The organism is Streptomyces flaveolus (assembly GCF_000716535.1).
Taxonomy (GTDB): domain Bacteria; phylum Actinomycetota; class Actinomycetes; order Streptomycetales; family Streptomycetaceae; genus Streptomyces; species Streptomyces flaveolus_A.
The window spans coordinates 207,817-229,215 of sequence record NZ_JNWV01000004.1; the positions used below are offsets into that span (position 1 = coordinate 207,817).

Genomic DNA, 21,399 nt, shown 5'->3' on the forward strand with positions numbered 1-21,399 from the left:
GCGGGGGGCAGTGGGGCGGTGCGGTGGGGTCGGCGGTGGTGAAACTCCCTGGGGGCGTGGGGAACTGCGTGTGCAGCGCCCGCGTACCGGGGGCCCCGTGGTCGGCCGGAGGCGCGACGGCGGGACCCGGCCCACGTCCCGCGGGAGGCGGCTCTGAGAGACTGGGGGTGCCATGAGTGAGACAGCAGCTGTGCCGACCGCCGCCCTGCGCGCCCGCGCCGAGATCGATCTGGGCGCCCTGCGCGCCAATGTGCGGGCCCTGCGCGCCCGGGCCGGGGGCGCCGCCGTGATGGCCGTCGTCAAGTCCGACGGATACGGTCACGGCGCGGTGCCGTGTGCCCGCGCCGCCCTCGCGGCGGGCGCGAGCTGGCTCGGCACGGCCACGCCCGAGGAGGCCTTCGCGCTGCGCGCGGCCGGGCTGCCCGGCCGCGTCCTGTGCTGGCTGTGGGTGCCGGGCGGGCCCTGGCGGCAGGCGATCGAGGCCGACATCGACGTCTCGCTCAGCGGCATGTGGGCCCTGCGGGAGGTCGTCGAGGCCGCCCGTGCGGCGGGGCGCCCCGCGCGCGTGCAGCTCAAGGCCGACACCGGACTCGGCCGCAACGGCTGCCAGCCGGGGGAGGACTGGTCCGAGCTGGTCGGCGCCGCCCTGCGCGCGCAGGCCGAGGGGCTGGTCCGCGTCACCGGAGTGTGGTCGCACTTCGCGTGCGCCGACGAGCCGGGGCACCCGTCCATCGCCGCCCAGCTCACCCGGTTCCGCGAGATGCTGGCGTACGCCGAGGGCCAGGGCGTACGGCCCGAGGTGCGGCACATCGCCAACTCGCCGGCCACCCTCACCCTCCCCGAGTCCCACTTCGACCTGGTCCGCACGGGCATCGCCCTGTACGGCATCTCGCCCAGCCCGGAGCTGGGCACCCCGGCGGACTTCGGGCTGCGCCCGGTGATGACGCTCAGCGCCTCGCTGGCCCTGGTCAAGCGCACCCCGGCCGGGCACGGCGTCAGCTACGGCCATCACTACGTCACGCCCGGCGAGACCACGCTCGGCCTCGTGCCGGTCGGATACGCGGACGGCATCCCGCGGCACGCCTCGGGCACCGGCCCGGTGCTGGTCGGCGGCAAGTGGCGGACGATCGCCGGTCGGGTCGCCATGGACCAGTTCGTGGTGGACCTGGGCGGTGACGAGCCCCCGGAGGGCAGCGAGGCCGTGCTGTTCGGGCCCGGTGACCGCGGTGAGCCCACGGCCGAGGACTGGGCGCAGGCCTGCGGCACGATCGCGTACGAGATCGTCACACGCATCGGAACGCGCGTTCCGCGCGTCTATGTGGACGCGTCCACGTGAACGCGTCCATGTGAGCGCATTCACGTGAACGTGCAAGAACTCGGGTAACCCGTTCCGCGGCGGCACCCACCCAGGCGAACTGCAGTACGGCGAAGAGGAGCGGTACGTGAGCGAGAGCAGCGCGGAGGTCGTGGCGGAAGTCGTCGCCTCCGCGGCCGCCGCCTCCGCCGCGGGGGCGGCCGGGAGCTGGCGCAGGGCGACCGGCATCGCCGGTGCCGCGATAGGCGTGCTCGCCGCGGGAGCGGCGGCCGGTGTCGCCATCGAGCGGATGACGGTGGGGCGCGGGATGCGCCGCAGGGCCCGGCTGGCGCTCGACGCGGCGGGCCCGTACGGCACCCTGCGCGGCACCCCCGGCAAGGCGTACGCCGACGACGGCACCGAGCTGTACTACGAGGTCGACGAGGCCGAGCCCGACGTCGGTCCCAACGTCTCACCGCGCCGGCGCCGGCTCTTCGGCCGCAAGGCGCCCGCCCCGGTCACCGTCGTCTTCTGCCACGGCTACTGCCTCAGCCTGGACTCCTGGCACTTCCAGCGGGCGGCCCTGCGCGGGGTCGTGCGGACCGTGTACTGGGACCAGCGCAGTCACGGGCGTTCCGGGCGGGGCGTGGCCCAGACCCGGGACCGGGTGCCCGTCACCATCGACCAGCTCGGCCGCGATCTGAAGGCCGTGCTCGACGCCGCCGCACCGGACGGGCCGGTGGTGCTGGTCGGTCACTCGATGGGCGGCATGACCATGATGGCCCTCGCCGCGGAGTACCCCGAGCTGATCCGGGACCGGGTCGTCGCCACCGCCTTCGTCGGGACGTCGTCCGGGCGGCTCGGCGAGGTCAACTTCGGGCTGCCGGTGGCCGGCGTCAACGCGGTCCGCCGGATCCTCCCCGGGGTGCTGAAGGCGCTCGGACAGCAGGCGGAGTGGGTGGAAAAGGGGCGCCGGGCCACCGCCGACCTGTTCGCGGGGATCATCAAGCGGTACTCGTTCGCGGGCCGGGACGTCGACCCGGCCGTGGAGCGCTTCGCCGAGCGGATGATCGAGTCGACGCCGATCGACGTGGTCGCCGAGTTCTACCCGGCCTTCACCGACCACGACAAGACCGGGGCGCTGGTCTGCTTCCGGGACATACCGGTGCTCGTGCTGGCCGGCGTCCAGGACCTGGTCACGCCCAGCGAGCACAGCGAGGCCATCGCCGACCTGCTGCCCGACGCCGAGCTGGTGCTCGTGCCGGACGCGGGACACCTGGTGATGCTGGAGCACCCGGAAGTGGTCACCGACCGCCTCGCCGACCTGCTCACCCGCGCGGGTGCGGTGCCCGCAGGGGCTACCGTAAGTGGCTATGGAAGCACCAGCAGCACCGTACGACCCCGCTGAGACCCAGCTGACCGTCACCTCCCCGGAACAGATGCGGGAGCTGGGCCGCCGACTGGCCAAGCTGCTGCGCGCGGGCGACCTGGTGATGCTCACCGGCGAGCTGGGCGCGGGCAAGACCACGCTGACCCGCGGGCTCGGTGAGGGCCTGGGCGTGCGCGGCGCGGTCACCTCGCCGACCTTCGTGATCGCCCGCGTGCACCCGTCCCTCGGGGACGGCCCGCCCCTGGTGCACGTCGACGCCTACCGGCTCTCCGGCGGCCTGGACGAGATGGAGGACCTGGACCTCGACGTCTCGCTGCCCGACTCGGTGATCGTCGTGGAATGGGGCGAGGGCAAGGTCGAGGAGCTGACCGAGGACCGCCTCCAGGTGGTCATCCACCGCGCGGTCGGCGACACCACGGACGAGGTACGGCACGTGACGGTGACCGGCCTGGGCGAACGCTGGTCCGACGCGGACCTGGAGCCGTTGTCCGGCTGAGACCGCCGACACGTTCCGACAAGCCGTCGGCAACATATTGCGCAGGACGCCCCGGGCGTGGTCACATGGGAGCCACCCCGTACTTAGGCATGCCTAAGTACACCCGCCCCCGCACGTCAGGAGGCGTCCATGGCCGCAGTACAACCGGTATCGATGCACCAACTGCTGGCCTCGTGCGAGGCGGCGAAGGCGGTCTCCCGTCCACCCCGGGCCCCGGAGGCGCGCCCCGAGGGGGCGCGGGGCCGTGCCGATCACGCGACCGCCGCCGCGTGCGCGCGACCCGCCGCGACGAACCCGCGGACGCCCGACGGCGCACCCCGCCACGACGCCTAGCGGATGACGACGACCCTCACGCCGATCGTCGCGAAGTTCCACATCGCGTTCCCGTCCGCCCGCGTCTCCCGGATGCCGCCCGTCTTCACGCCGGAGTCGGCCGCCATGCCCTCCGCACCGCCGTCCACCGCCGCGCTGAACCCGATGGCCACCCCGTCCACGGTGGTGAACCGCACCACGTGCTCGATGGGGATGCTGTCGGTGCCGGTGGCCGTGTTGGAGCGGGACGTGACCCAGTAGGTGCCGACCGGCGGGTCGACGCTGCCCGGCCGCACCGGGAAGGTGCGCTGCACCCGGTTCCCGGGCGTGACCAGCCAGACCCGGTCGTCGTCCACCGAGTACACGACCCGTTCACCCGTTCCGGAACCGCTCGGCAGCGCGGTCGGGTTGTGCCGGTCCCGGGGCGCCTTGGACGTGGGCGTCGCGTGCACCGCCGGCCCCGCGCCCAGGCTCGCCGGGACGGTCGCCTGGGCCCGGTAGGCGAGGAAACCGACCGTTCCCAGCGCCGCCGCGGTGAGGGCGGCCACGATCCCCGAGCTGGTCCCTGCCACCTGCGCCACCTCTGCTCGTGCCGTCATCCGGTACATATGTCGTACTTCGTACAGACCGTAGCAGTCGGTGACCGTCCGTCCCGGACGACCCTGCGGGCGGCGCGGGCGCCGTAGGCTGTTCGCGTGCTCTTGCTCGCTCTGGATACCGCAACACCCGCCGTCACCGTCGCCCTGCACGACGGCACCGACGTCATCGCCTCGTCGAGCCAGGTGGACGCGCGCCGGCACGGAGAGCTGCTGCTGCCGGCCGTCGACCGGGTCCTCGCCGAGGCCGGACTGAAACTGGAGGCCGTCACCGGGATCGTCGTCGGCACCGGGCCCGGCCCCTACACCGGCCTGCGCGTCGGCCTGATGACCGCGGACACCTTCGGTCTGGCGCTCGGCGTCCCCGTGCACGGCCTCTGCACGCTCGACGGCCTCGCCTACGCCGCCGACATCGAGAAGGGCCCCTTCGTCGTGGCGACCGACGCCCGGCGCAAGGAGGTCTACTGGGCCACCTACGCCGACTCCCGGACCCGGCTGACCGGCCCGGCCGTCGACCGCCCGGCCGACATCGCCGAGCAGGTCGCGGGCCTTCCGGCGGTCGGCGCGGGCGCGCTGCTCTACCCGGACACGTTCCCGCGCGCCCACGAGCCCGAGTACGTGTCCGCCGCCGCCCTCGCCTCGCTCGCCGCGGAGAAGCTGGCCGCGGGCGAGGAACTCACGGCGCCCCGGCCGCTGTACCTGCGCCGGCCGGACGCCCAGGTCCCCAAGAACTACAAGGTGGTCACCCCCAAGTGACACAGCCGGCACCTCCCCGACTGCGCGAGATGCGCTGGTGGGACATCGACCCGGTCCTGGAGCTGGAACGGGACCTGTTCCCCGAGGACGCCTGGTCCCGGGGCATGTTCTGGTCCGAGCTGGCCCACTCCCGGGGCCCCGAGGCCACCCGCTGCTACCTCGTCGCAGAGTCCGCCGGCGGCCGGATCGTCGGGTACGCGGGCCTGGCCGCCGCCGGCGACCTGGCCGACGTACAGACCATCGCCGTCGCCCGCGACCACCAGGGCACCGGCCTCGGTGCCCGTCTGCTGACCGAGCTGCTGCGCGCCGCGACCGCGTTCGAGTGCCACGAGGTGATGCTCGAATGCCGGGTGGACAACCTTCCCGCCCAGAAGCTCTACGAGCGCTTCGGCTTCACCCCCATCGGCTTCCGGCGCGGCTACTACCAGCCGGGCAACGTGGACGCCCTGGTGATGCGCCTGACCACGGAACCCGGCAGCGGCTCGGCCGCGGGCTCCGCCTCAGTACAAGGAACCGATATCAATGACTGACGAACCTCTCGTCCTCGGCATCGAGACCTCCTGCGACGAGACCGGCGTCGGCATCGTCCGCGGCACCACCCTGCTGGCGGACGCCGTCGCCTCCAGCGTCGACGAGCACGCCCGCTTCGGCGGTGTCGTCCCGGAGGTGGCGTCCCGGGCGCACCTGGAGGCGATGGTCCCCACCATCGACCGCGCGTTGAAGGAGGCGGGGGTCAGCGCCAAGGACCTGGACGGCATCGCGGTCACCGCGGGCCCCGGCCTCGCGGGCGCCCTGCTCGTCGGCGTCTCGGCGGCCAAGGCGTACGCCTACGCGCTCGGCAAGCCCCTGTACGGCGTCAACCACCTCGCCTCGCACATCTGCGTGGACCAGCTCGAGCACGGCCCGCTGCCCGAGCCGACGATGGCCCTGCTGGTCTCCGGCGGCCACTCCTCGCTGCTGCTCTCGTCGGACATCACCTCCGACGTCCGCCCGATGGGCCAGACCATCGACGACGCGGCCGGCGAGGCCTTCGACAAGATCGCCCGGGTGCTGGACCTGGGCTTCCCCGGCGGCCCGGTCATCGACAGGTACGCCAGGGAGGGCGACCCGGAGGCCATCGCCTTCCCGCGCGGCCTGACCGGCCCGCGCGACCCGGCGTACGACTTCTCCTTCTCCGGCCTGAAGACCGCCGTGGCCCGCTGGATCGAGGCCAGGCGCGCGGCCGGCGAGGAGGTCCCGGTCCGTGACGTGGCCGCCTCCTTCCAGGAGGCCGTGGTCGACGTGCTCACCCGCAAGGCCGTCCGCGCCTGCAAGGACGAGGGCGTGGACCACCTGATGATCGGCGGCGGTGTGGCGGCCAACTCCCGGCTGCGCGCCCTCGCCCAGGAGCGCTGCGAGGCCGCCGGCATCCGGCTGCGCGTGCCGCGCCCCAAGCTGTGCACGGACAACGGCGCGATGGTGGCCGCGCTGGGCGCCGAGATGGTCGCCCGGGGCCGGTCCGCGTCGAGCTGGGACCTGTCGGCCGACTCCTCCCTGCCGGTGACCGACCCGCACGTGCCCGGTCACGACCACGACCACGTGCACGAGGTCAGCAAGGAGAATCTCTACTCGTGACCGTCGCCCTGATGTGGGAGGCCCGGGCCGCCGAGGGCAGGGGCGCGGACCTGCTGGCCTGGGTGCGCGAACAGGCCCTCGCCGCAGAGCCGTTGCGCCGCGAGACCTTCCGCGCGCCGCAGGACCGGGTGCTGGTCGTCACGTGGTGGGACGCGCCGTACGACGCCCCGCTCCCGGAACTGCCGGAGCCGGGCCCGGAGTTGGTGACCCGGGCCGTGCACCGGTGGCGGTTCGAGGCGGTGGCTGAGGACTGAGTTGGGGGAACGGCCCCGACTGCGCTATGATCATCACACAGCGAACGGCCGGAACACCGGTCCGGACGCAGTGCGTTGGTGGTCCAAGGAAAGACGTCCCGCTTCCTGCGGGGAGATGCAGGTGCAAGGCCTGCCCGGCGCTCCATTCGACACCCCGCCCCCGGGTTCCCGGCGGCGGGGTGTTCGCGTTTCACGGACCCGATCACGAATGTTTCGCTAGATCACTCGAATGTTCCGATGGGCCCGGGCATGCCGAGGGCTTCGTCGAGCGCTCCCGCGGGGATACGATCGCGGGCATGAAGCCCTCGAAGCCCGCAGAAACGCAGACGGCGACCCTCGCCGAGATCGCCCGTGAGGCGGGGGTCTCCGCTCCGACTGTTTCGAAGGTCCTCAACGGCCGCGCCGATGTCGCCCCCGCGACCCGCACGCGCGTCGAGGAGCTGCTGCGCGCCTACGGCTACCGGCGCCGTCGTGCCGAGGCCTCCCGCTCGCCGCTGATCGACGTGGTCTTCCACGAGCTGGAGAGCGCCTGGGCGATGGAGGTCATCCGGGGCGTGGAGAACGTCGCCCGGGACGCCGGGCTGAGCGTGGTCCTGTCCGAGTCGGCCGGCCGGCTCACCCCCGGCCGCACCTGGGCCGACCAGGTCGCCGCCCGCCGCCCGCACGGCGTGGTGCTCGTGCTCTCCGAGCTCGACGAGTCCCAGCGGGCGCTGCTGACCAGCCGCTCCATCCCGTTCGTGGTGATGGACCCGGCCGGCGACCCGGGCCCGGACGTGCCCTCCATCGGTGCCACCAACTGGCAGGGCGGTCTCGCCGCCACCCGCCACCTGGTGGAACTCGGCCACACCCGGATCGGCGCGATCAGCGGCCCGTCCCGGATGATGTGCAGCCGGGCCCGGGTCGACGGCTACCGGGCCGCCCTGGAGACGGCCGGGCTGCCCGTCGACCCCTCCCTCGTCGTGGCCGGCGACTTCCACCACGACGCGGGCTACCGCCTGGGCCTGGAACTGCTGCGCCGCCCGGACCGGCCCACCGCCGTCTTCGCGGGCAACGACCTCCAGGCGCTCGGCCTGTACGAGGCCGCCCGTGAGCTGGGCCTGCGCGTCCCGGAGGACCTCAGCGTGGTCGGCTTCGACGATCTGCCGGTGGCCCGCTGGGTGGGCCCGCCGCTGACGACCGTACGGCAGCCGCTCACCGAGATGGCCGAGGCCGCGGCCCGGCTGGTGCTGGAGCTGGGGAGCGAGCGGGAGGAGCGGGCGGCGACCCGGGTGGAGCTGGCGACGAGCCTGGTGGTGCGGTCCAGCACCACCGCGCCGGCCGTGGCCGGAAGTTGACGTAGTCGGCTGCGAGGCGCCGCCGGCACCGGTTCATCTCCCAGGCCTGGAACGCCACCTGAGCCCAGTCGGGCGCGGCCGTCTCCCGCGCCAACGCCTCCTCCAACGGATCGGTGCCGGACGGCGGTTCGGTGACCTTCGGTTCCAATGCGTGCTGGAGCGGCAGCGATCGGGTACCCACAGTGACGCTCGGATGAGAATTTCCCAAGAAAACCGACTCGGACGGCTTCCGCTAACAGTCCCCTAATAATTCGGACTTATGTTCCTGTCGTGACGCGACACGAGGAGCAAGGCGACGCGGGCAGACAGGTGGGCCGGCGATCGAGAGCGCTGAAGATCGTCGGCCTCACTCTGACGGGCACCCTGGTGCTGGGCGCGGCGGCGGCCGGCTGGGCCTACTGGCATCTCGACCACAACATCAGAAGCGTCGACATCGACAGCGCACTCGGCGACGACCGTCCGGCCAGGGCGGTGGTCACCCCGTCCGCGACCGCCTCGGCGGACGCCTCCCCGCTGCCCACCGGCTCCCTCAACATCCTGGTCCTCGGCTCGGACTCGCGCAGCGGCGAGGACAACCAGGAGCTGGGCGGCGGCGACAGCGGCGGAGCCCGGTCCGACACCGCGATGGTGGTGCACATCGACGCGGGCCGGACGAAGGCCACCGTCGTCAGCATCCCGCGCGACACCCTGGTCACCCGCCCGTCCTGCCCGCTCGCCTCGGGCGGCAGCACGGCACCGGCGTACGGCGCCATGTTCAACAGCGCCTACGCGGTGGGCGGCCCCGTGTGCGCGGTGAAGACCGTCGAGACCCTCACCGGCGTCCGCATGGACCACTACCTGGAGATCGACTTCTCCGGCTTCGCCAAGCTGGTCGACGCGCTCGGCGGGGTCGACGTCACCACCGGCCAGGACATCGACGACGACAAGAGCCACCTGCACCTCGAGGCCGGCGCCCACCACCTCGACGGCAAGCAGGCCCTCGCCCTCGCCCGCACCCGGCACGGCATAGGCGACGGCAGCGACCTGGGCCGGATAGGGCTCCAGCAGACGCTGGTCAAGGCCCTGCTGGAGCAGATGTCCGGCGCCGGTCTGCTCTCCGACCCGGCCCGGCTGTACCAGGTCGCCGACGCCGTCACCACCAGCGTCACCACCGACACCGGCCTGAACTCCCTGAACGAGCTGGTGAGCCTCGGCCGGAGCCTGAAGGGACTGACCGCCGACCGGGTGCGGACGGTGACCATGCCGGTCGTCACGGCACCCTCCGACCCCAACCGGGTCGTCGCCCAGGAGCCGGCCGCGAACGACCTCTGGGCCTCCCTGCGCTGAGCCGTGGAAGTCCCGGAACTTTTTTCCGCGACCGTGTCGATCCGGGTGTCTCCCGTTCGACGCAAGGGGTGAGCGGCGGGAACGGACCCGCCGCCCCGACCGAAGGAGTCACCATGCCCCGCTACCTGTCGCTCGTGCGCGTCGACGAGTCCACGGGCCCCGCCGGGGGGCCCAGCGCGGAGCTGATGCAGCGGATGGGCGAGCTGATCGAGGAGATGACCAAGGCCGGTGTGCTGCTCGACACCGCCGGGCTCACCCCGTCCGCCGAGGCCGTCCGGACGGAGTGGGACGGGGAGAAGGTCTCCGTGACCGACGGCCCGTTCACCGAGTCCAAGGAGGTCGTCGGCGGCTACGCGCTCATGCAGTGCAAGGACCGGGCCGAGGCGCTGGAGTGGACCCAGCGCTTCCTGAAGGTCCACGGCCCGGAGTGGCGGCTCGCCTGCGAGCTGCGGGAGATCGCCGAGGGCTGAGCCCGTTTGGCCCGCCGCCGTCCAGGGTGTTGCATGGTGGGCTGTGGACACACAGCCCGCCACGGCGCACGCCATCGAGACCGTCTTCCGCCTGGAGTCGCCCCGGGTGATCGCCGGGGTGGCCCGGATCGTCCGGGACGTCGGCATCGCCGAGGAGCTGGCGCAGGACGCACTGGTCGCCGCCCTGGAGCGGTGGCCGCTGGACGGGGTGCCGGACAACCCCGGCGCCTGGCTCATGGCCACCGCCCGGAACCGGGCCGTCGACCTGGTCCGGCGCCGCGAGACCTACGCCCGCAAACTCGCCGAGCTCGGCCGCGACCTGGAGACGGCCCCGCCGTCGTACGACGCGCCGGCCGACCCGGACGACATCGACGACGACCTGCTCCGGCTGGTCTTCACCGCCTGCCACCCGGTGCTGTCGCCGGAGGCCCGCACCGCGCTCACCCTGCGCCTGCTCGGCGGTCTGACCACGGCCGAGATCGCCCGTGCCTACCTGGTCCCGGAGCCGACGGTCGCCCAGCGGATCGTCCGCGCCAAGCGCACCCTGGCGAAGCGGAACATCGCCTTCGAGGTGCCGTACGGACCCGACCGCGAGGCCCGCCTCGGCTCCGTGCTGGACGTCATCTACCTGATCTTCAACGAGGGGTACGCGGCCACCGCCGGCGACGACTGGCTGCGCCCCGGCCTGTGCGAGGACGCGCTGCGGCTGGCCCGGGTGCTGTCCGCGCTGATGCCCAAGGAGCCCGAGGTGCACGGCCTGACCGCGCTGCTGGAGTTCCAGGCGTCCCGCGCCGCCGCCCGCACCGGCACCGACGGCACGCCGGTACTGCTCAAGGACCAGGACCGCCGCCGCTGGAACCGCATGCTCATCGCGCGCGGGGTCCGGGCCCTCGACCGCGCCGAGGCCACCGCGAGCGGCCCCCCGGGCCCGTACACCCTCCAGGCGGCGATCGCCGCCTGCCACGCGCGCGCGTACACGTACGAGGAGACGGACTGGCGCGCCATCGCCACCCTGTACGGCCTGCTGGCCGTCCGCGCGCCGTCCCCGGTGGTCGAGCTGAACCGCGCGGTCGCCGTGTCGATGGCCGACGGCCCGGAGGCGGCCCTGGAGCTGGTGGACGCCCTGGCCGCCGCGCCCGCGCTGCGCGGCTACCACCTGCTGCCCAGCGTCCGCGGGGACCTCCTCTCCCGCCTCGGCCGGACCGCCGAGGCCCGCGAGGAGTTCCTGCGGGCGGCGGCCCTGACCCACAACGGGAGGGAACGGCAGCTACTGCTGCGCAGGGCGCGTGAGTGCGGCTGAGCGTCAGCCCAGCGGACGGCCGATCAGCATCGTCGGCGCCCCGGCGACGCGGGTGAGGAAGACGGTGGCCGCGTTCGGCCCCTGCGGCTTCACCTTCCGGCGCAGCTCCTCCGGCTCGACCGCCGAACCGCGCTTCTTCACGGTCAGCGTGCCGACCTCGCGCTCGCGCAGCAGGGCCTTCAGCTTCTTCACGTTGAACGGCAGCCGGTCGGTGATCTCGTAGGCGGTGGCGTACGGCGTGGGCCGCGGCTCGTCCGCGGTGACGTACGCGATGGTCGGGTCCAGGAGCCCGCCGCCGACCTCCTCGGCCACCTCCGCGACCAGGTGCGCGCGGATCACGGCGCCGTCCGGCTCGTACAGGTACCGCCCCACCGGCCGCACCCCGGGATCGGGCAGTCCGCGGCCGAGCAGCGTGCGCGGCCCCGGCAGCAGCGTGGCCCGCACCGCGCCCGGCGTCCCGGTCCCGAACCACAGCACCGCCTCCTTCACGTCGCCGCCGTCGGAGACCCACTCGGCCTCGGCCGCGGCCGGGACCACCTCGTGCGGGATGCCCGGAGCGATCTTCAGTGCGGCGCGGGGCGCCTTGAGGGCCGTCTCGACCGCCCAGGACAGCGGCGGCGAGTACGCCTCCGGGTCGAACACGCGGCCGCGCCCACCCCTGCGCGCGGGGTCCACGAACACCGCGTCGTACCCGGCGGTGTCCACCTCCGTGACGTCGGCCTCGCGCACCTCGATCAGGCCGGCCAGCCCCAGCGCCTCGGCGTTCGCCCGCGCCGCGGCCGCCGTCAGCGGGTCCCGGTCCACGGCCAGCACCCGGATCCCGGCCCGCGCCAGCGCGATGGCGTCCCCGCCGATCCCGCAGCACAGGTCGGCGACGGAGGTCACGCCGAGCTCCTTCAGCCGCCCGGCCCGGTACGCCGCCACGGAAGCCCGCGTCGACTGCTCGACCCCGTTGGGCGTGAAGAACATGCGCCCGGCGTCCTCGGCCCCGAACTTCGCCACCGCCCGCTGCCGCAGCCGGGCCTGGCCGAGCGCGGCGGAGACCAGCTCGGCCGGGTGCTCGCGGCGCAGCCGGGTGGCCACGGCCAGCTCCCGCGCGGGCTCGGTGTCGCGCACCTCGTCGAGGAGGGCGCGGCCTTCGGGGGTGAGGAGCAGAGCGAGGTCGTTCACCGGGTCATTGTGGGCCAGTCGGTGGATGGTGCGCCTCCCGCGGCGGTGTCGTCCGGGGTCGCGGGCCGGGGCCTGGGAGGATCCGGCACCATGCGAGCAGTAGTACAAAATGACAAAAGTCGGACTCGTCTCCGGCGGCTGGCCCTCTGCGGCGGAGCCGCCACACTGGCCGCCGCCACCCTGCTCTCCGGATGCGCCGGGCCCGAGTCCGTGCGCACCGCGTCCGGCCAGGGCGGCCCCGCCCAGCCCCAGGACCCGGCGGCGCGCCGGGCCGCCGAACACGCCCGGCTGGCCGCCGCCGCCCGGCGCTGGCGGCTGGACCAGGTCCCGCTCACGCCTCCGCCGCCACCCGCGGTGAAGCCGAGGATCACCGCCCGCGACGGATTCGAGGTGGACCACCAGGAGGACTGGGACCTGCCCCCCGTCTTCACCACGGTCCCCACCCGGGACAAGGTCGTGTTCCTGACGATCGACGACGGCGCCGAGAAGGACCCGCGGTTCCTCGCCATGATGCGCGAGCTCAAGATCCCGTACACCGCCTTCCTCAGCGACTACCTGGTGAAGGACGACTACGCCTACTTCCGGAAGATGCGGTCCTACGGCAACACCCTCAACAACCACACCCTGCACCACCCCTACCTGCCGGGCCTGTCCTACGAGGAGCAGAAGGACGAGATCTGCGGCATGCAGGCCGTCATGAAGAAGCAGTTCGGCAAGGCGCCCACCGTCTTCCGCCCGCCCTACGGCAACTACAACCAGGACACCCTGGTCGCCGCCAAGGAGTGCGGCATCAAGTACGCGCCGATCTGGAACGAGGAGGTCTTCGTCGACCACTGGGAGTACCGCGAGGACGACAAGCGGCTGCGCAGCGGCGACATCGTCCTCACCCACTTCCGCGGCCGGGACGACTGGGACGGCACGATGGTGGACGACATGCGCCGCTTCCTGAACAAGGTCACGCGCGAGGGCTACGCCGTGGCCCGCCTGGAGGACTACCTGTGATGCGGGCTCGGGGCCCGGCCGCGGCCCTCGCCGCGGCCCTGCTCCTGACGGGCTGCGCCCAGTCCGTCGACCCCATCGAACGCCTCGGCAAGAAGGCCGCCGAAGGGGTACGCCCGCACACCACCGCCCCCGACCACCGCTACCGCGCCTGGGGCCTGACCCGGCCCCTCGCCCGCTCCCCGGTGCCCCCGGCCCGCCCGCTCGCCGAGCACCAGGGGGCCGGCGCCCCGCCCCCCGTGGTCGACCACGTCCCCACCCGCGACCCGGTCGTCTTCCTCACCTACGACGACGGCGCCGAGCGGGACCCCCGCTTCGTCGACATGGTCCGCGAACTGAGGCTCCCGGTCACCCTGTTCCTCACCGACAGCGTCGCCGCCCCCGGCTACCACCACTTCGCCCGCCTGCGCGCCCTCGGCGCCGGCATCCAGAACCACACCGTCGACCACCGGGCCCCGGCCGGACTGCCGTACGCCGGCCAGCGCGCCGAGATCTGCGGCCAGCAGGACCGCCTCCGCGCCGCCCTCGGCGTCCGGCCCCGCCTCTTCCGCCCGCCCTACGGCTCCTACGACCGCACCACCCTGCGCGCGGCGGCCGACTGCGGCATCTCCGCGCTCGTCCTGTGGCGCGCCGCCCAGACCCCGGCCGGTCTCGCCTACACCCACGGCCCCCACCACCTCCGCCCCGGCGACATCGTCCTGGTGGGCCCCGACGAGTCGACCGGCCCGGCCCTGTGGGAGCGGACGGTACGGGTGCTGACGGAGGCGCAGGGGAGAGGCCTCACGGTGGGCCTGCTGGAGGACTACCTGTGAGAACCGGCCTGTCCGGCGCGTGAGGGCGAGGGCCGCCGGGCCCCACGGCGGGGATCCGGGGACGGCGGTCCCCGGGACGGTGACCCGCATGCCGCGAATCCGGCCGACGCGCCGCGGGCAATTGGCACTCCGCTTGACCGAGTGCTAACCACGGTCATAGTCTCGGCTCTGGCACTCCCCCCTGGAGAGTGCCAGACAAACGCGACGGGCAGGTCCGGCACCCGCGACGACGGATCGACCTGGTCGCCACCTCAGACAGTTAACCCCGTGAGATCTCCGAAGGGGGAGGTCGGATCGTGACGACCGCCAGCTCCAAGGTTGCCATCAAGCCGCTCGAGGACCGCATCGTGGTCCAGCCGCTGGACGCCGAGCAGACCACGGCCTCTGGCCTGGTCATCCCGGACACCGCGAAGGAGAAGCCCCAGGAGGGCGCCGTCCTCGCCGTGGGCCCGGGCCGGTTCGAGAACGGCGAGCGTCTGCCGCTCGACGTCAAGGTCGGCGACGTCGTCCTCTACAGCAAGTACGGCGGCACCGAGGTGAAGTACAACGGCGACGAGTACCTCGTCCTCTCGGCTCGCGACGTCCTCGCGATCATCGAGAAGTAATCACCTCAAGCGACTCTCTGCTTGAAGCTGCGCCCCTGGCCCCCGCGATCGATAAGAAGCCGGGCGCCCGGGGCGCGGCGTTTTTCACCCACAGATTTCCGAGAGGGCTCCCGCTGCCATGGCGAAGATCCTGAAGTTCGACGAGGACGCCCGTCGCGCCCTTGAGCGCGGCGTCAACAAGCTTGCCGACACCGTCAAGGTGACGATCGGCCCCCGCGGCCGCAACGTCGTCATCGACAAGAAGTTCGGCGCCCCCACCATCACCAACGACGGTGTCACGATCGCCCGCGAGGTCGAGATCGAGGACCCGTACGAGAACCTCGGCGCGCAGCTGGTGAAGGAGGTGGCGACCAAGACCAACGACATCGCTGGTGACGGCACCACCACTGCCACCGTCCTCGCCCAGGCGCTGGTCCGCGAGGGCCTGAAGAACGTCGCCGCCGGTGCCTCCCCGGCCGCCCTGAAGAAGGGCATCGACGCCGCGGTCAAGGCCGTCTCCGAGGACCTGCTCGCCTCGGCCCGCCCGATCGACGAGAAGTCCGACATCGCCGCCGTCGCCGCGCTGTCCGCCCAGGACCAGCAGGTCGGCGAGCTGATCGCCGAGGCGATGGACAAGGTCGGCAAGGACGGTGTCATCACCGTCGAGGAGTCCAACACCTTCGGCCTGGAGCTGGACTTCACCGAGGGCATGGCCTTCGACAAGGGCTACCTGTCGCCGTACTTCGTGACGGACCAGGAGCGCATGGAGGCTGTCCTGGAGGACCCCTACATCCTCATCAACCAGGGCAAGATCTCCGCCATCGCGGACCTGCTGCCGCTGCTGGAGAAGGTCATCCAGGCCGGCTCCTCCAAGCCGCTGCTGATCATCGCCGAGGACGTCGAGGGCGAGGCCCTGTCGACCCTGGTCGTCAACAAGATCCGCGGCACCTTCAACGCCGTCGCGGTGAAGGCCCCCGGCTTCGGCGACCGCCGCAAGGCGATGCTCCAGGACATGGCCGTCCTCACCGGCGCCACCGTCATCTCCGAGGAGGTCGGCCTCAAGCTCGACCAGGTCGGCACCGACGTGCTCGGCTCCGCCCGCCGCGTCACCGTCACCAAGGACGACACCACGATCGTCGACGGCGCCGGCAAGTCCGAGGACGTGCAGGGCCGCATCGCCCAGATCAAGGCCGAGATCGAGAACACCGACTCCGACTGGGACCGCGAGAAGCTCCAGGAGCGCCTCGCCAAGCTGGCCGGCGGCGTGTGCGTGATCAAGGTCGGCGCCGCCACCGAGGTGGAGCTGAAGGAGAAGAAGCACCGTCTGGAGGACGCCATCTCCGCGACCCGCGCCGCGGTCGAGGAGGGCATCGTCTCCGGTGGTGGCTCCGCCCTGGTCCACGCCTCCAAGGTGCTGGACGGCAACCTCGACAAGTCCGGCGACGAGGCCACCGGTGTCTCCGTGGTCCGCAACGCCGTGGTCGAGCCGCTGCGCTGGATCGGCGAGAACGCCGGCCAGGAGGGCTACGTCATCGTGTCCAAGGTCAAGGACCTGGACAAGGGTCAGGGCTACAACGCCGCCACCGGCGAGTACGGCGACCTGATCAAGGCCGGCGTCATCGACCCGGTCAAGGTCACCCGCTCCGCCCTGGAGAACGCCGCCTCCATCGCCTCCCTGCTGCTCACGACCGAGACCCTGGTCGTCGAGAAGAAGGAAGAGGAGCCGGAGGCCGCGGGCCACGGCCACAGCCACGGCCACGCGCACTGAGCCCAGCGCTTCCGAGTGAAGGCCCGGCACCCCGACGAGGGGGCCGGGCCTTCGCCCTGTCCACTGCTCCGACGCGGCTACTGCTCCAACGTGTCCAGTGCGCCCAGCTGCTGCATCAGCCCGAGCTGGTCGTGCTGCCACCACAGCTCGGCGATCTTGCCGTTGTCGCCGAACCGGAACAGCGTCATCCCGGTCGCGGTGACCTGCCTGCCGGTGGGCGCGATCCCCAGGAAATCCCCTTGGTGCGTGGCGTACCAGGTCCAGCGCGCGCAGGCCCGGTCGCCCTGGGCGAGCACGTCCTCGACCGTGAACGCGAAGTCGAAGGCGCCGCGCCACATCCGGAACTCGGCGCGGACGTTGTCCAGCCCGATGGTGTCCTGCGGGTTCAGCGGATCATGGCTGTGGATGTCCTCGTCCAGCAGGTCGTTGAGCGGCGGCAGCTCGCCCTCGGTGCACAGCGCCTCGAAGAACCCGCGCACCATGCCCTCGGACAGGCTCTCGTCCCGTACGACGTCCAGGTCGGTGAACGTCGGCATCTCGTCGCACAGCGCGACCAGCCCCCGGAAGATCCGGTCGGTCTCCGGGAGGTTCGAGTTCCGCACCGCGTCCTCGTACGACGGGAACTCCACCAATTCGACGACGTGCGACGCGTCCGAGCGGTCGGTGCCGACCACCGCGTGCGTCGCCGTCCGCTTCCCCTTGGTCTGCCGCACCCAGTCGTCCATGAGCCGGTTCATCTCGTCCAGCCGGCTCGTCCTGCACTCGATGAGCTGTACGAAGGTCATGCGCCGCCTCCGGCCCCCCTGGTCCGGTACCGTCCCGCCCATTTTCCCACCGGGACGGCGGCGCCACCCGCCCGCTACTGCGGCCCGTACTTGCGCCCGGTCCGGGAGCTGACCCCGCCCAGCAGCCCGCGCGGCGTCACCTTCACCAGGCTCATCAGCGCCTTGTACCGGGGGTCGGGGATGGACACCGTCCTGCCGCGCGCGAGGTCGTTCAGGGCCGCCGCGACCAGTTTGTCGGCGTCCAGCCACATCCAGCCCGGGATGTTGTCCGTGCCCATGCCGGCCCGCTCGTGGAACTCGGTGCGCACGAACCCCGGGCACAGCGCCATCAGCCGGACCCCGCTGCCGGCCAGGTCCTTGGCCGCGCCCTGGGTGAACTGCACGACCCACGCCTTGGACGCGCCGTACGTGCCGCGCGGGACGAACGCGGCCACCGAGGCGACGTTCACCACCCCGCCCCGGCCGCGCTCGCGCATCGCCTCGGCCGCCGCCGACGTCAGCCGGAGCACCGCCTCGCAGTGCACCTTGAGCATCCGCAGCTCGTCCGCCATCGGTACCTCCAGATAGCGGCCCTTGTTGCCGAAGCCGGCGTTGTTGACCAGCAGGTCGACCGGGTTCTTCCGGTCGCCGAGCCGGTCGGCCACCGCCTCGATGCCCTTGTCCTGCGCCAGGTCGGCGGTCAGCACCTCCACCTCGATGCCGTGCCGGTCGTGCAGTTCCGTCGCCTGCTCACGCAGCCGCTTGGTGTCCCGCGCGACCAGGACGAGGTCATGCCCGTCAGCCGCCAGCCGCCGCGCGAACGCGGCACCGATCCCCGCGGTCGATCCCGTAATCAGAGCCGTTGTCATGGCCCAAGCGTAGTGACCCGGACCGACAGGCTCCGCGGTCCGCGCGCTGCGCCCGGTGCGCGGCCGGCGGGTCTCAGGCTCCGTGTTCGGACGCGTACTTCCGGGCCTTCGCCAGCGTCTCGGAGTGCAGCGCCGTGCCCGCCGCGAGCAGCCGGGGCAGCAGTTCCCGCTCGGTGGTGACCGCGCGGAACTGCATCGCCGCCGTCACCCCGTGGTCCGGCCGGTGCACGATCTCGACCGGATCGCCCGCCCGGATCTCACCCGGCTCGATCACCCGGAGGTAGGCGCCCGTTGCGCCCTTCCGCGTGAATCTCCTGACCCAGCCGCGCTCGCCCAGATGGCCCTGGAAGGTGGCGCACGGAATGCGGCCGGAGGTCACCTCCAGTACGACGGTGGAGCCGATCCGCCAGCGCTCTCCGATCACCGCCCCGGACACGTCCAGACCGTCCGTCGTGAGGTTCTCGCCGAAGCAACCGTTGGCCAACGATCTGCCGAGCTCGCGCTCCCAGGCGTCGAGGTCCTCCCGGGCGTACGCGTACACCGCCTGGTCGTCACCGCCGTGGTGGCGCGTGTCGCACACCGCGTCCCCGGCGAGCCCGCCCGCGCCGACGCCCTTGGGGCCGGGCGCCGCCACCCGCACCGGGCCGTCGGCAGGGCGCTTGTCGATGCCGGTCAGGCCGTCCGCCTGACTCGTGTAGGACACCTGCCGGGGCCTGCCCAGATTGACCGAGAGAAGCTTCATCCCCGCACGGTAAGCGATCCGGTCCCAAAGCGTCGACGCATTATCGGACACCCCGCCCAAGGCTGCCTTATGCTCGACGGGTGATCGAGGCCCGTCATCTCCGCGTCCTGCGCGCCGTCGCGACCACCGGTTCCTTCTCGGCGGCCGGACGCCAGCTGGGCTGCACCCAGCCCGCCGTCAGCCAGCAGATGAAGGCCCTGGAAGCCTCGGTCGGCACCCCGCTGCTGGTCCGCACCGGGCGCGAGATGCGCCTCACCCAGGCCGGCGAGGCCCTGGTCCGGCACGCCTCCGGCATCCTCGCCGGGCTCACCGCGGCCGAGGAGGAGGTCGCCGCCATCGCCGGCCTGCGTGCGGGACGGGTCCGGCTGGTCTCCTTCCCCAGCGGCAGCTCCACCCTGGTCCCGACCGCCCTGGCCGCCCTGCGCGCGGCCCACCCCGGCACCCGCGTCTCCCTGGAGGAGGCCGAGCCGCCGAGGTCCGTGGAACTGCTCCGCGAAGGCGACTGCGACCTCGCCCTGGCCTTCCGCTACGAGGGTGCGGCGGTCGCCGAGGACTGGGACGACCTCGTCGTGCGCCCCCTGCTGACGGACCGCCTGGTCGCCCTGGTGCCCGAACGGCACCGGCTCGCGCGCGCGGACACCGTCGCCATCGGCGAGCTGGCCCACGAGCCCTGGATCGCGGGCTGCCCGCGCTGCCGCGGCCAGCTCGTCGAGGTCTGCGAGGGGGCCGGGTTCACCCCGCGCATCGACTTCGCCACCGACGACTATCCGGCCGTGGTCGGCCTGGTCGGCGCCGGTCTCGGCGTCGCCGTACTGCCCCAGCTGGCCGTGGAGTCGGTACGGCCGCGGGGCGTGCGCACGGTACGGCTGGAACCGGCGGTACGGCGCGAGATCGTCGCCCTCACCCTGCCCGACCTGGCCCAGGTGCCGGCGGTGTCCGCCACGCTGGAGCAGCTGGCCCGGGCGGCGCGGGCGGCGGGGCGCGGTCAGGGATAGCCCAAAGACGCAGGGGGTCGCTCGCAGAAGGGTGACCGCCTGGGGAACGGCGGGTCGCCCGGACGGGCCACGGGCACGCGCGCGCGTGCCCGGTAAGGAAGTGGATGCTTTGCCTATGGGTGTTGCAGAAACGTTCCTTCAGTGATCCGAAGCTTCCCTCAGTGATCCGAAGCGGTGTCCCCGCTGGTGGTGGAGGCCGCCACCAGGCGGTTGCGTGCCCGCCCCATCAACTCCTCACGCTCGTCCTCGGTCAGGCCGCCCCAGACGCCGTACGGCTCGCGCACCGCCAGCGCGTGCGCCGCACACTCCGCACGGACCGGGCACCTCATGCAGACCTCTTTGGCCGAGTTCTCGCGAGCGCTCCGAGCCGCCCCGCGCTCGCCCTCCGGGTGGAAGAAGAGCGAGCTGTCCACCCCGCGGCAGGCAGCCAGCAGCTGCCAGTCCCACAGGTCCGCGTTCGGTCCGGGAAGGCGGGAGAAATCTGCCATTACGTGACCCCTTGTCGCCGTTCTGGGCGGATACGGTGCCAACGACCGTACATCTCCGGTCTAAGGAGATGAAAATATGACTCATTGCGAATCTAGCCCCGGACACTGCGAAACGGGAAGAAAAGGGGCTGAATGGGGCATAGGTTGTGATGAAAAGTTGTGGGTCCGTCGAGCATGTCTGCACCGTGTCGACGCCCTCACGTAGAGTGCCGAAGACGGCACGCGGGCCCGTAACTCTTTCGAGTGACCGTCGTTGAGAGTGCGGAGGCGGTTGAGAACACAAGCGCTCGGGCAGGCGTCCGAGACGGTCGACCGCACAGGTGACGATTCCGTACCAGCCTGGAGGCTCAAGGTGACGCGCATCAGCTGCGGAGGGCGGTCATGACATCCGTCCTCGTCTGCGACGACTCCCCGCTTGCCCGAGAAGCGCTCCGCCGCGCGGTCGCGACCGTGCCCGGTGTCGAGCGTGTGACGACGGCGGCCAACGGCGAGGAAGTCCTCCGCCGCTGGGGCGCCGACCGCTCCGACCTCATCCTCATGGATGTGCGCATGCCCGGCCTGGGCGGCGTCGAGACCGTGCGCCGGCTGCTGTCCGCCGACCCGGGCGCGCGCATCATCATGCTCACCGTCGCCGAGGACCTCGACGGGGTGGCCCTCGCGGTCGCCGCCGGTGCGCGGGGATACCTGCACAAGGACGCCTCGCGCGCCGAGCTGCGCGCCACGGTGACCCAGGCGCTGGCCGACCCCACCTGGCGGCTCGCCCCGCGCCGGCTGCGCTCGGCCGAGATGGGCGCCGCGCCCACGCTCACCGCGCGTGAGATCCAGGTCCTGGAGGGCATGAGCCACGGCCGCTCGAACGCCGAGATCGGCCGCGAGCTGTTCCTCTCCGAGGACACCGTCAAGACGCACGCCCGGCGCCTGTTCAAGAAGCTGGGCGCCTCGGACCGGGCGCACGCGGTGGCCCTCGGCTTCCGCTGGGGACTGGTCCGCTAGCGAGTGCGAGGCCGGGCGGGCCGCTCGGCGCCGGGGCGTCCCGGTGCCGTCCGCGCCCGCGGCTCCTGTGCGG

Annotated in this window: 24 protein-coding genes and 1 pseudogene; 19 read left to right on the forward strand and 6 right to left on the reverse strand. The window is 72.6% G+C overall.

Translation table 11 applies throughout. The features are described from left to right. The first annotated feature begins 172 nt into the window (after positions 1–172). From alr to OO52_RS04745, 4 genes are all read left to right on the forward strand, one after another. Positions 173–1,336: an alanine racemase gene (alr, locus tag OO52_RS04730; RefSeq protein ID WP_030641236.1), complete on the forward strand. Its 1,164-nt coding sequence runs from the start codon at positions 173–175 to the stop codon at positions 1,334–1,336. A gap of 106 nt (positions 1,337–1,442) precedes the next feature. Then, on the forward strand, positions 1,443–2,702 hold the full coding sequence (locus OO52_RS04735) for an alpha/beta fold hydrolase (protein WP_030641238.1): 1,260 nt from the start codon (positions 1,443–1,445) through the stop codon (positions 2,700–2,702). Beyond that, positions 2,668–3,180, forward strand: coding sequence for a tRNA (adenosine(37)-N6)-threonylcarbamoyltransferase complex ATPase subunit type 1 TsaE (gene tsaE / locus OO52_RS04740; protein WP_030641240.1), 513 nt, complete (start codon positions 2,668–2,670; stop codon positions 3,178–3,180). The genes OO52_RS04735 and tsaE overlap by 35 nt, the downstream gene beginning before the upstream one ends. A gap of 129 nt (positions 3,181–3,309) precedes the next feature. Further along, a complete protein-coding gene (locus OO52_RS04745) occupies positions 3,310–3,513 on the forward strand; it encodes a hypothetical protein (RefSeq protein WP_030937119.1) in 204 nt (67 codons plus the stop codon). On the opposite strand, the gene OO52_RS04750 is transcribed toward OO52_RS04745, so the two are convergent. After that, positions 3,510–4,064 carry a hypothetical protein gene (locus OO52_RS04750; protein ID WP_030641242.1) on the reverse strand — a complete coding sequence of 185 codons (555 nt, stop codon included), beginning with the start codon at positions 4,062–4,064 and terminating at the stop codon, positions 3,510–3,512. The two genes, OO52_RS04745 and OO52_RS04750, sit on opposite strands and share 4 nt — an antisense overlap. A gap of 123 nt (positions 4,065–4,187) precedes the next feature. Here OO52_RS04750 and tsaB point away from each other — a divergent pair, with 123 nt between their 5' ends. The 9 genes and pseudogenes from tsaB (at position 4,188) to OO52_RS04795 (ending at position 11,142) form a co-directional block, all read left to right on the forward strand. Beyond that, on the forward strand, positions 4,188–4,844 hold the full coding sequence (gene tsaB / locus OO52_RS04755) for a tRNA (adenosine(37)-N6)-threonylcarbamoyltransferase complex dimerization subunit type 1 TsaB (RefSeq protein WP_030641244.1): 657 nt from the start codon (positions 4,188–4,190) through the stop codon (positions 4,842–4,844). A 29-nt stretch (positions 4,845–4,873) separates the two neighbouring features. Beyond that, complete coding sequence (gene rimI / locus OO52_RS04760) at positions 4,874–5,374, forward strand: ribosomal protein S18-alanine N-acetyltransferase (RefSeq protein WP_030641247.1); 501 nt, start codon at positions 4,874–4,876, stop codon at positions 5,372–5,374. Beyond that, a complete protein-coding gene (gene tsaD, locus OO52_RS04765; RefSeq protein ID WP_030641249.1) occupies positions 5,367–6,458 on the forward strand; it encodes a tRNA (adenosine(37)-N6)-threonylcarbamoyltransferase complex transferase subunit TsaD in 1,092 nt (363 codons plus the stop codon). The genes rimI and tsaD overlap by 8 nt, the downstream gene beginning before the upstream one ends. Then, a complete protein-coding gene (locus tag OO52_RS04770) occupies positions 6,455–6,712 on the forward strand; it encodes a hypothetical protein (RefSeq protein WP_030641250.1) in 258 nt (85 codons plus the stop codon). Before tsaD ends, OO52_RS04770 begins: the two co-directional genes overlap by 4 nt. Positions 6,713–7,008: 296 nt before the next feature. Next, complete coding sequence (locus tag OO52_RS04780; protein ID WP_030641251.1) at positions 7,009–8,046, forward strand: LacI family DNA-binding transcriptional regulator; 1,038 nt, start codon at positions 7,009–7,011, stop codon at positions 8,044–8,046. Positions 8,047–8,081: 35 nt separating this feature from the next. Next, positions 8,082–8,243, forward strand: a pseudogene (locus OO52_RS52460) (cellulose binding domain-containing protein); the annotation flags it as partial. A 73-nt stretch (positions 8,244–8,316) separates the two neighbouring features. Then, positions 8,317–9,372 carry an LCP family protein gene (locus tag OO52_RS04785; RefSeq protein WP_030641253.1) on the forward strand — a complete coding sequence of 352 codons (1,056 nt, stop codon included), beginning with the start codon at positions 8,317–8,319 and terminating at the stop codon, positions 9,370–9,372. Positions 9,373–9,485: 113 nt separating this feature from the next. Next, positions 9,486–9,842 (forward strand): YciI family protein, encoded by a 357-nt coding sequence (locus OO52_RS04790; protein WP_030641255.1) that lies wholly within the window; start codon positions 9,486–9,488, stop codon positions 9,840–9,842. A 43-nt stretch (positions 9,843–9,885) separates the two neighbouring features. Continuing rightward, complete coding sequence (locus tag OO52_RS04795) at positions 9,886–11,142, forward strand: RNA polymerase sigma factor (protein ID WP_030641257.1); 1,257 nt, start codon at positions 9,886–9,888, stop codon at positions 11,140–11,142. A 3-nt stretch (positions 11,143–11,145) separates the two neighbouring features. Here the strand turns inward: OO52_RS04795 and OO52_RS04800 are convergent, their stop codons facing one another. Then, positions 11,146–12,312, reverse strand: coding sequence for a THUMP-like domain-containing protein (locus OO52_RS04800; protein ID WP_030641259.1), 1,167 nt, complete (start codon positions 12,310–12,312; stop codon positions 11,146–11,148). 90 nt (positions 12,313–12,402) lie between these two features. On the opposite strand from OO52_RS04800, the gene OO52_RS04805 reads away from it, so the two are divergent. The 4 genes from OO52_RS04805 (at position 12,403) to groL (ending at position 16,475) form a co-directional block, all read left to right on the forward strand. Then, a complete protein-coding gene (locus OO52_RS04805; RefSeq protein WP_196944441.1) occupies positions 12,403–13,314 on the forward strand; it encodes a polysaccharide deacetylase family protein in 912 nt (303 codons plus the stop codon). Next, positions 13,314–14,123: a polysaccharide deacetylase family protein gene (locus tag OO52_RS04810; protein ID WP_030641264.1), complete on the forward strand. Its 810-nt coding sequence runs from the start codon at positions 13,314–13,316 to the stop codon at positions 14,121–14,123. The genes OO52_RS04805 and OO52_RS04810 overlap by 1 nt, the downstream gene beginning before the upstream one ends. Before the next feature lie 296 nt (positions 14,124–14,419). Then, entirely contained in the window at positions 14,420–14,728 is a 309-nt protein-coding gene (gene groES, locus OO52_RS04815) for a co-chaperone GroES (RefSeq protein WP_004955293.1), read from the forward strand. A gap of 118 nt (positions 14,729–14,846) precedes the next feature. Continuing rightward, positions 14,847–16,475: a chaperonin GroEL gene (groL, locus tag OO52_RS04820; protein ID WP_030641267.1), complete on the forward strand. Its 1,629-nt coding sequence runs from the start codon at positions 14,847–14,849 to the stop codon at positions 16,473–16,475. Between the two features lie 77 nt (positions 16,476–16,552). On the opposite strand, the gene OO52_RS04825 is transcribed toward groL, so the two are convergent. From OO52_RS04825 to OO52_RS04835, 3 genes are all read right to left on the reverse strand, one after another. Beyond that, positions 16,553–17,260 (reverse strand): ester cyclase, encoded by a 708-nt coding sequence (locus OO52_RS04825; RefSeq protein WP_030641269.1) that lies wholly within the window; start codon positions 17,258–17,260, stop codon positions 16,553–16,555. Between the two features lie 74 nt (positions 17,261–17,334). Then, complete coding sequence (locus OO52_RS04830; protein WP_030641271.1) at positions 17,335–18,108, reverse strand: SDR family NAD(P)-dependent oxidoreductase; 774 nt, start codon at positions 18,106–18,108, stop codon at positions 17,335–17,337. Between the two features lie 73 nt (positions 18,109–18,181). After that, positions 18,182–18,850, reverse strand: coding sequence for an MOSC domain-containing protein (locus OO52_RS04835; RefSeq protein ID WP_030641273.1), 669 nt, complete (start codon positions 18,848–18,850; stop codon positions 18,182–18,184). A gap of 80 nt (positions 18,851–18,930) precedes the next feature. Between OO52_RS04835 and OO52_RS04840 the strand changes: the two genes are divergently transcribed. Further along, the gene (locus OO52_RS04840; protein WP_030641274.1) at positions 18,931–19,845 is read left to right on the forward strand and encodes a LysR family transcriptional regulator; all 915 of its coding nucleotides are present in this window, start codon (positions 18,931–18,933) and stop codon (positions 19,843–19,845) included. A 158-nt stretch (positions 19,846–20,003) separates the two neighbouring features. Here the strand turns inward: OO52_RS04840 and OO52_RS04845 are convergent, their stop codons facing one another. After that, a complete protein-coding gene (locus OO52_RS04845) occupies positions 20,004–20,333 on the reverse strand; it encodes a WhiB family transcriptional regulator (protein WP_030641276.1) in 330 nt (109 codons plus the stop codon). Positions 20,334–20,714: 381 nt separating this feature from the next. Here OO52_RS04845 and OO52_RS04850 point away from each other — a divergent pair, with 381 nt between their 5' ends. Continuing rightward, positions 20,715–21,326: a response regulator transcription factor gene (locus OO52_RS04850; RefSeq protein WP_003948568.1), complete on the forward strand. Its 612-nt coding sequence runs from the start codon at positions 20,715–20,717 to the stop codon at positions 21,324–21,326. Positions 21,327–21,399: the final 73 nt, after the last annotated feature.

Coding starts and splice junctions, on each gene's coding strand:
- alr (WP_030641236.1), top strand. CDS start 173: ATGAGTGAGACAGCAGCTGTGCCGACCGCCGCCCTGCGCGCCCGCGCC.
- tsaE (WP_030641240.1), top strand. CDS start 2,668: ATGGAAGCACCAGCAGCACCGTACGACCCCGCTGAGACCCAGCTGACC.
- OO52_RS04745 (WP_030937119.1), top strand. CDS start 3,310: ATGGCCGCAGTACAACCGGTATCGATGCACCAACTGCTGGCCTCGTGC.
- rimI (WP_030641247.1), top strand. CDS start 4,874: ATGCGCTGGTGGGACATCGACCCGGTCCTGGAGCTGGAACGGGACCTG.
- tsaD (WP_030641249.1), top strand. CDS start 5,367: ATGACTGACGAACCTCTCGTCCTCGGCATCGAGACCTCCTGCGACGAG.
- OO52_RS04780 (WP_030641251.1), top strand. CDS start 7,009: ATGAAGCCCTCGAAGCCCGCAGAAACGCAGACGGCGACCCTCGCCGAG.
- OO52_RS04790 (WP_030641255.1), top strand. CDS start 9,486: ATGCCCCGCTACCTGTCGCTCGTGCGCGTCGACGAGTCCACGGGCCCC.
- OO52_RS04805 (WP_196944441.1), top strand. CDS start 12,403: ATGCGAGCAGTAGTACAAAATGACAAAAGTCGGACTCGTCTCCGGCGG.
- OO52_RS04810 (WP_030641264.1), top strand. CDS start 13,314: ATGCGGGCTCGGGGCCCGGCCGCGGCCCTCGCCGCGGCCCTGCTCCTG.
- groL (WP_030641267.1), top strand. CDS start 14,847: ATGGCGAAGATCCTGAAGTTCGACGAGGACGCCCGTCGCGCCCTTGAG.
- OO52_RS04825 (WP_030641269.1), bottom strand. CDS start 17,260: ATGACCTTCGTACAGCTCATCGAGTGCAGGACGAGCCGGCTGGACGAG.
- OO52_RS04830 (WP_030641271.1), bottom strand. CDS start 18,108: ATGACAACGGCTCTGATTACGGGATCGACCGCGGGGATCGGTGCCGCG.
- OO52_RS04835 (WP_030641273.1), bottom strand. CDS start 18,850: ATGAAGCTTCTCTCGGTCAATCTGGGCAGGCCCCGGCAGGTGTCCTAC.
- OO52_RS04845 (WP_030641276.1), bottom strand. CDS start 20,333: ATGGCAGATTTCTCCCGCCTTCCCGGACCGAACGCGGACCTGTGGGAC.
- OO52_RS04850 (WP_003948568.1), top strand. CDS start 20,715: ATGACATCCGTCCTCGTCTGCGACGACTCCCCGCTTGCCCGAGAAGCG.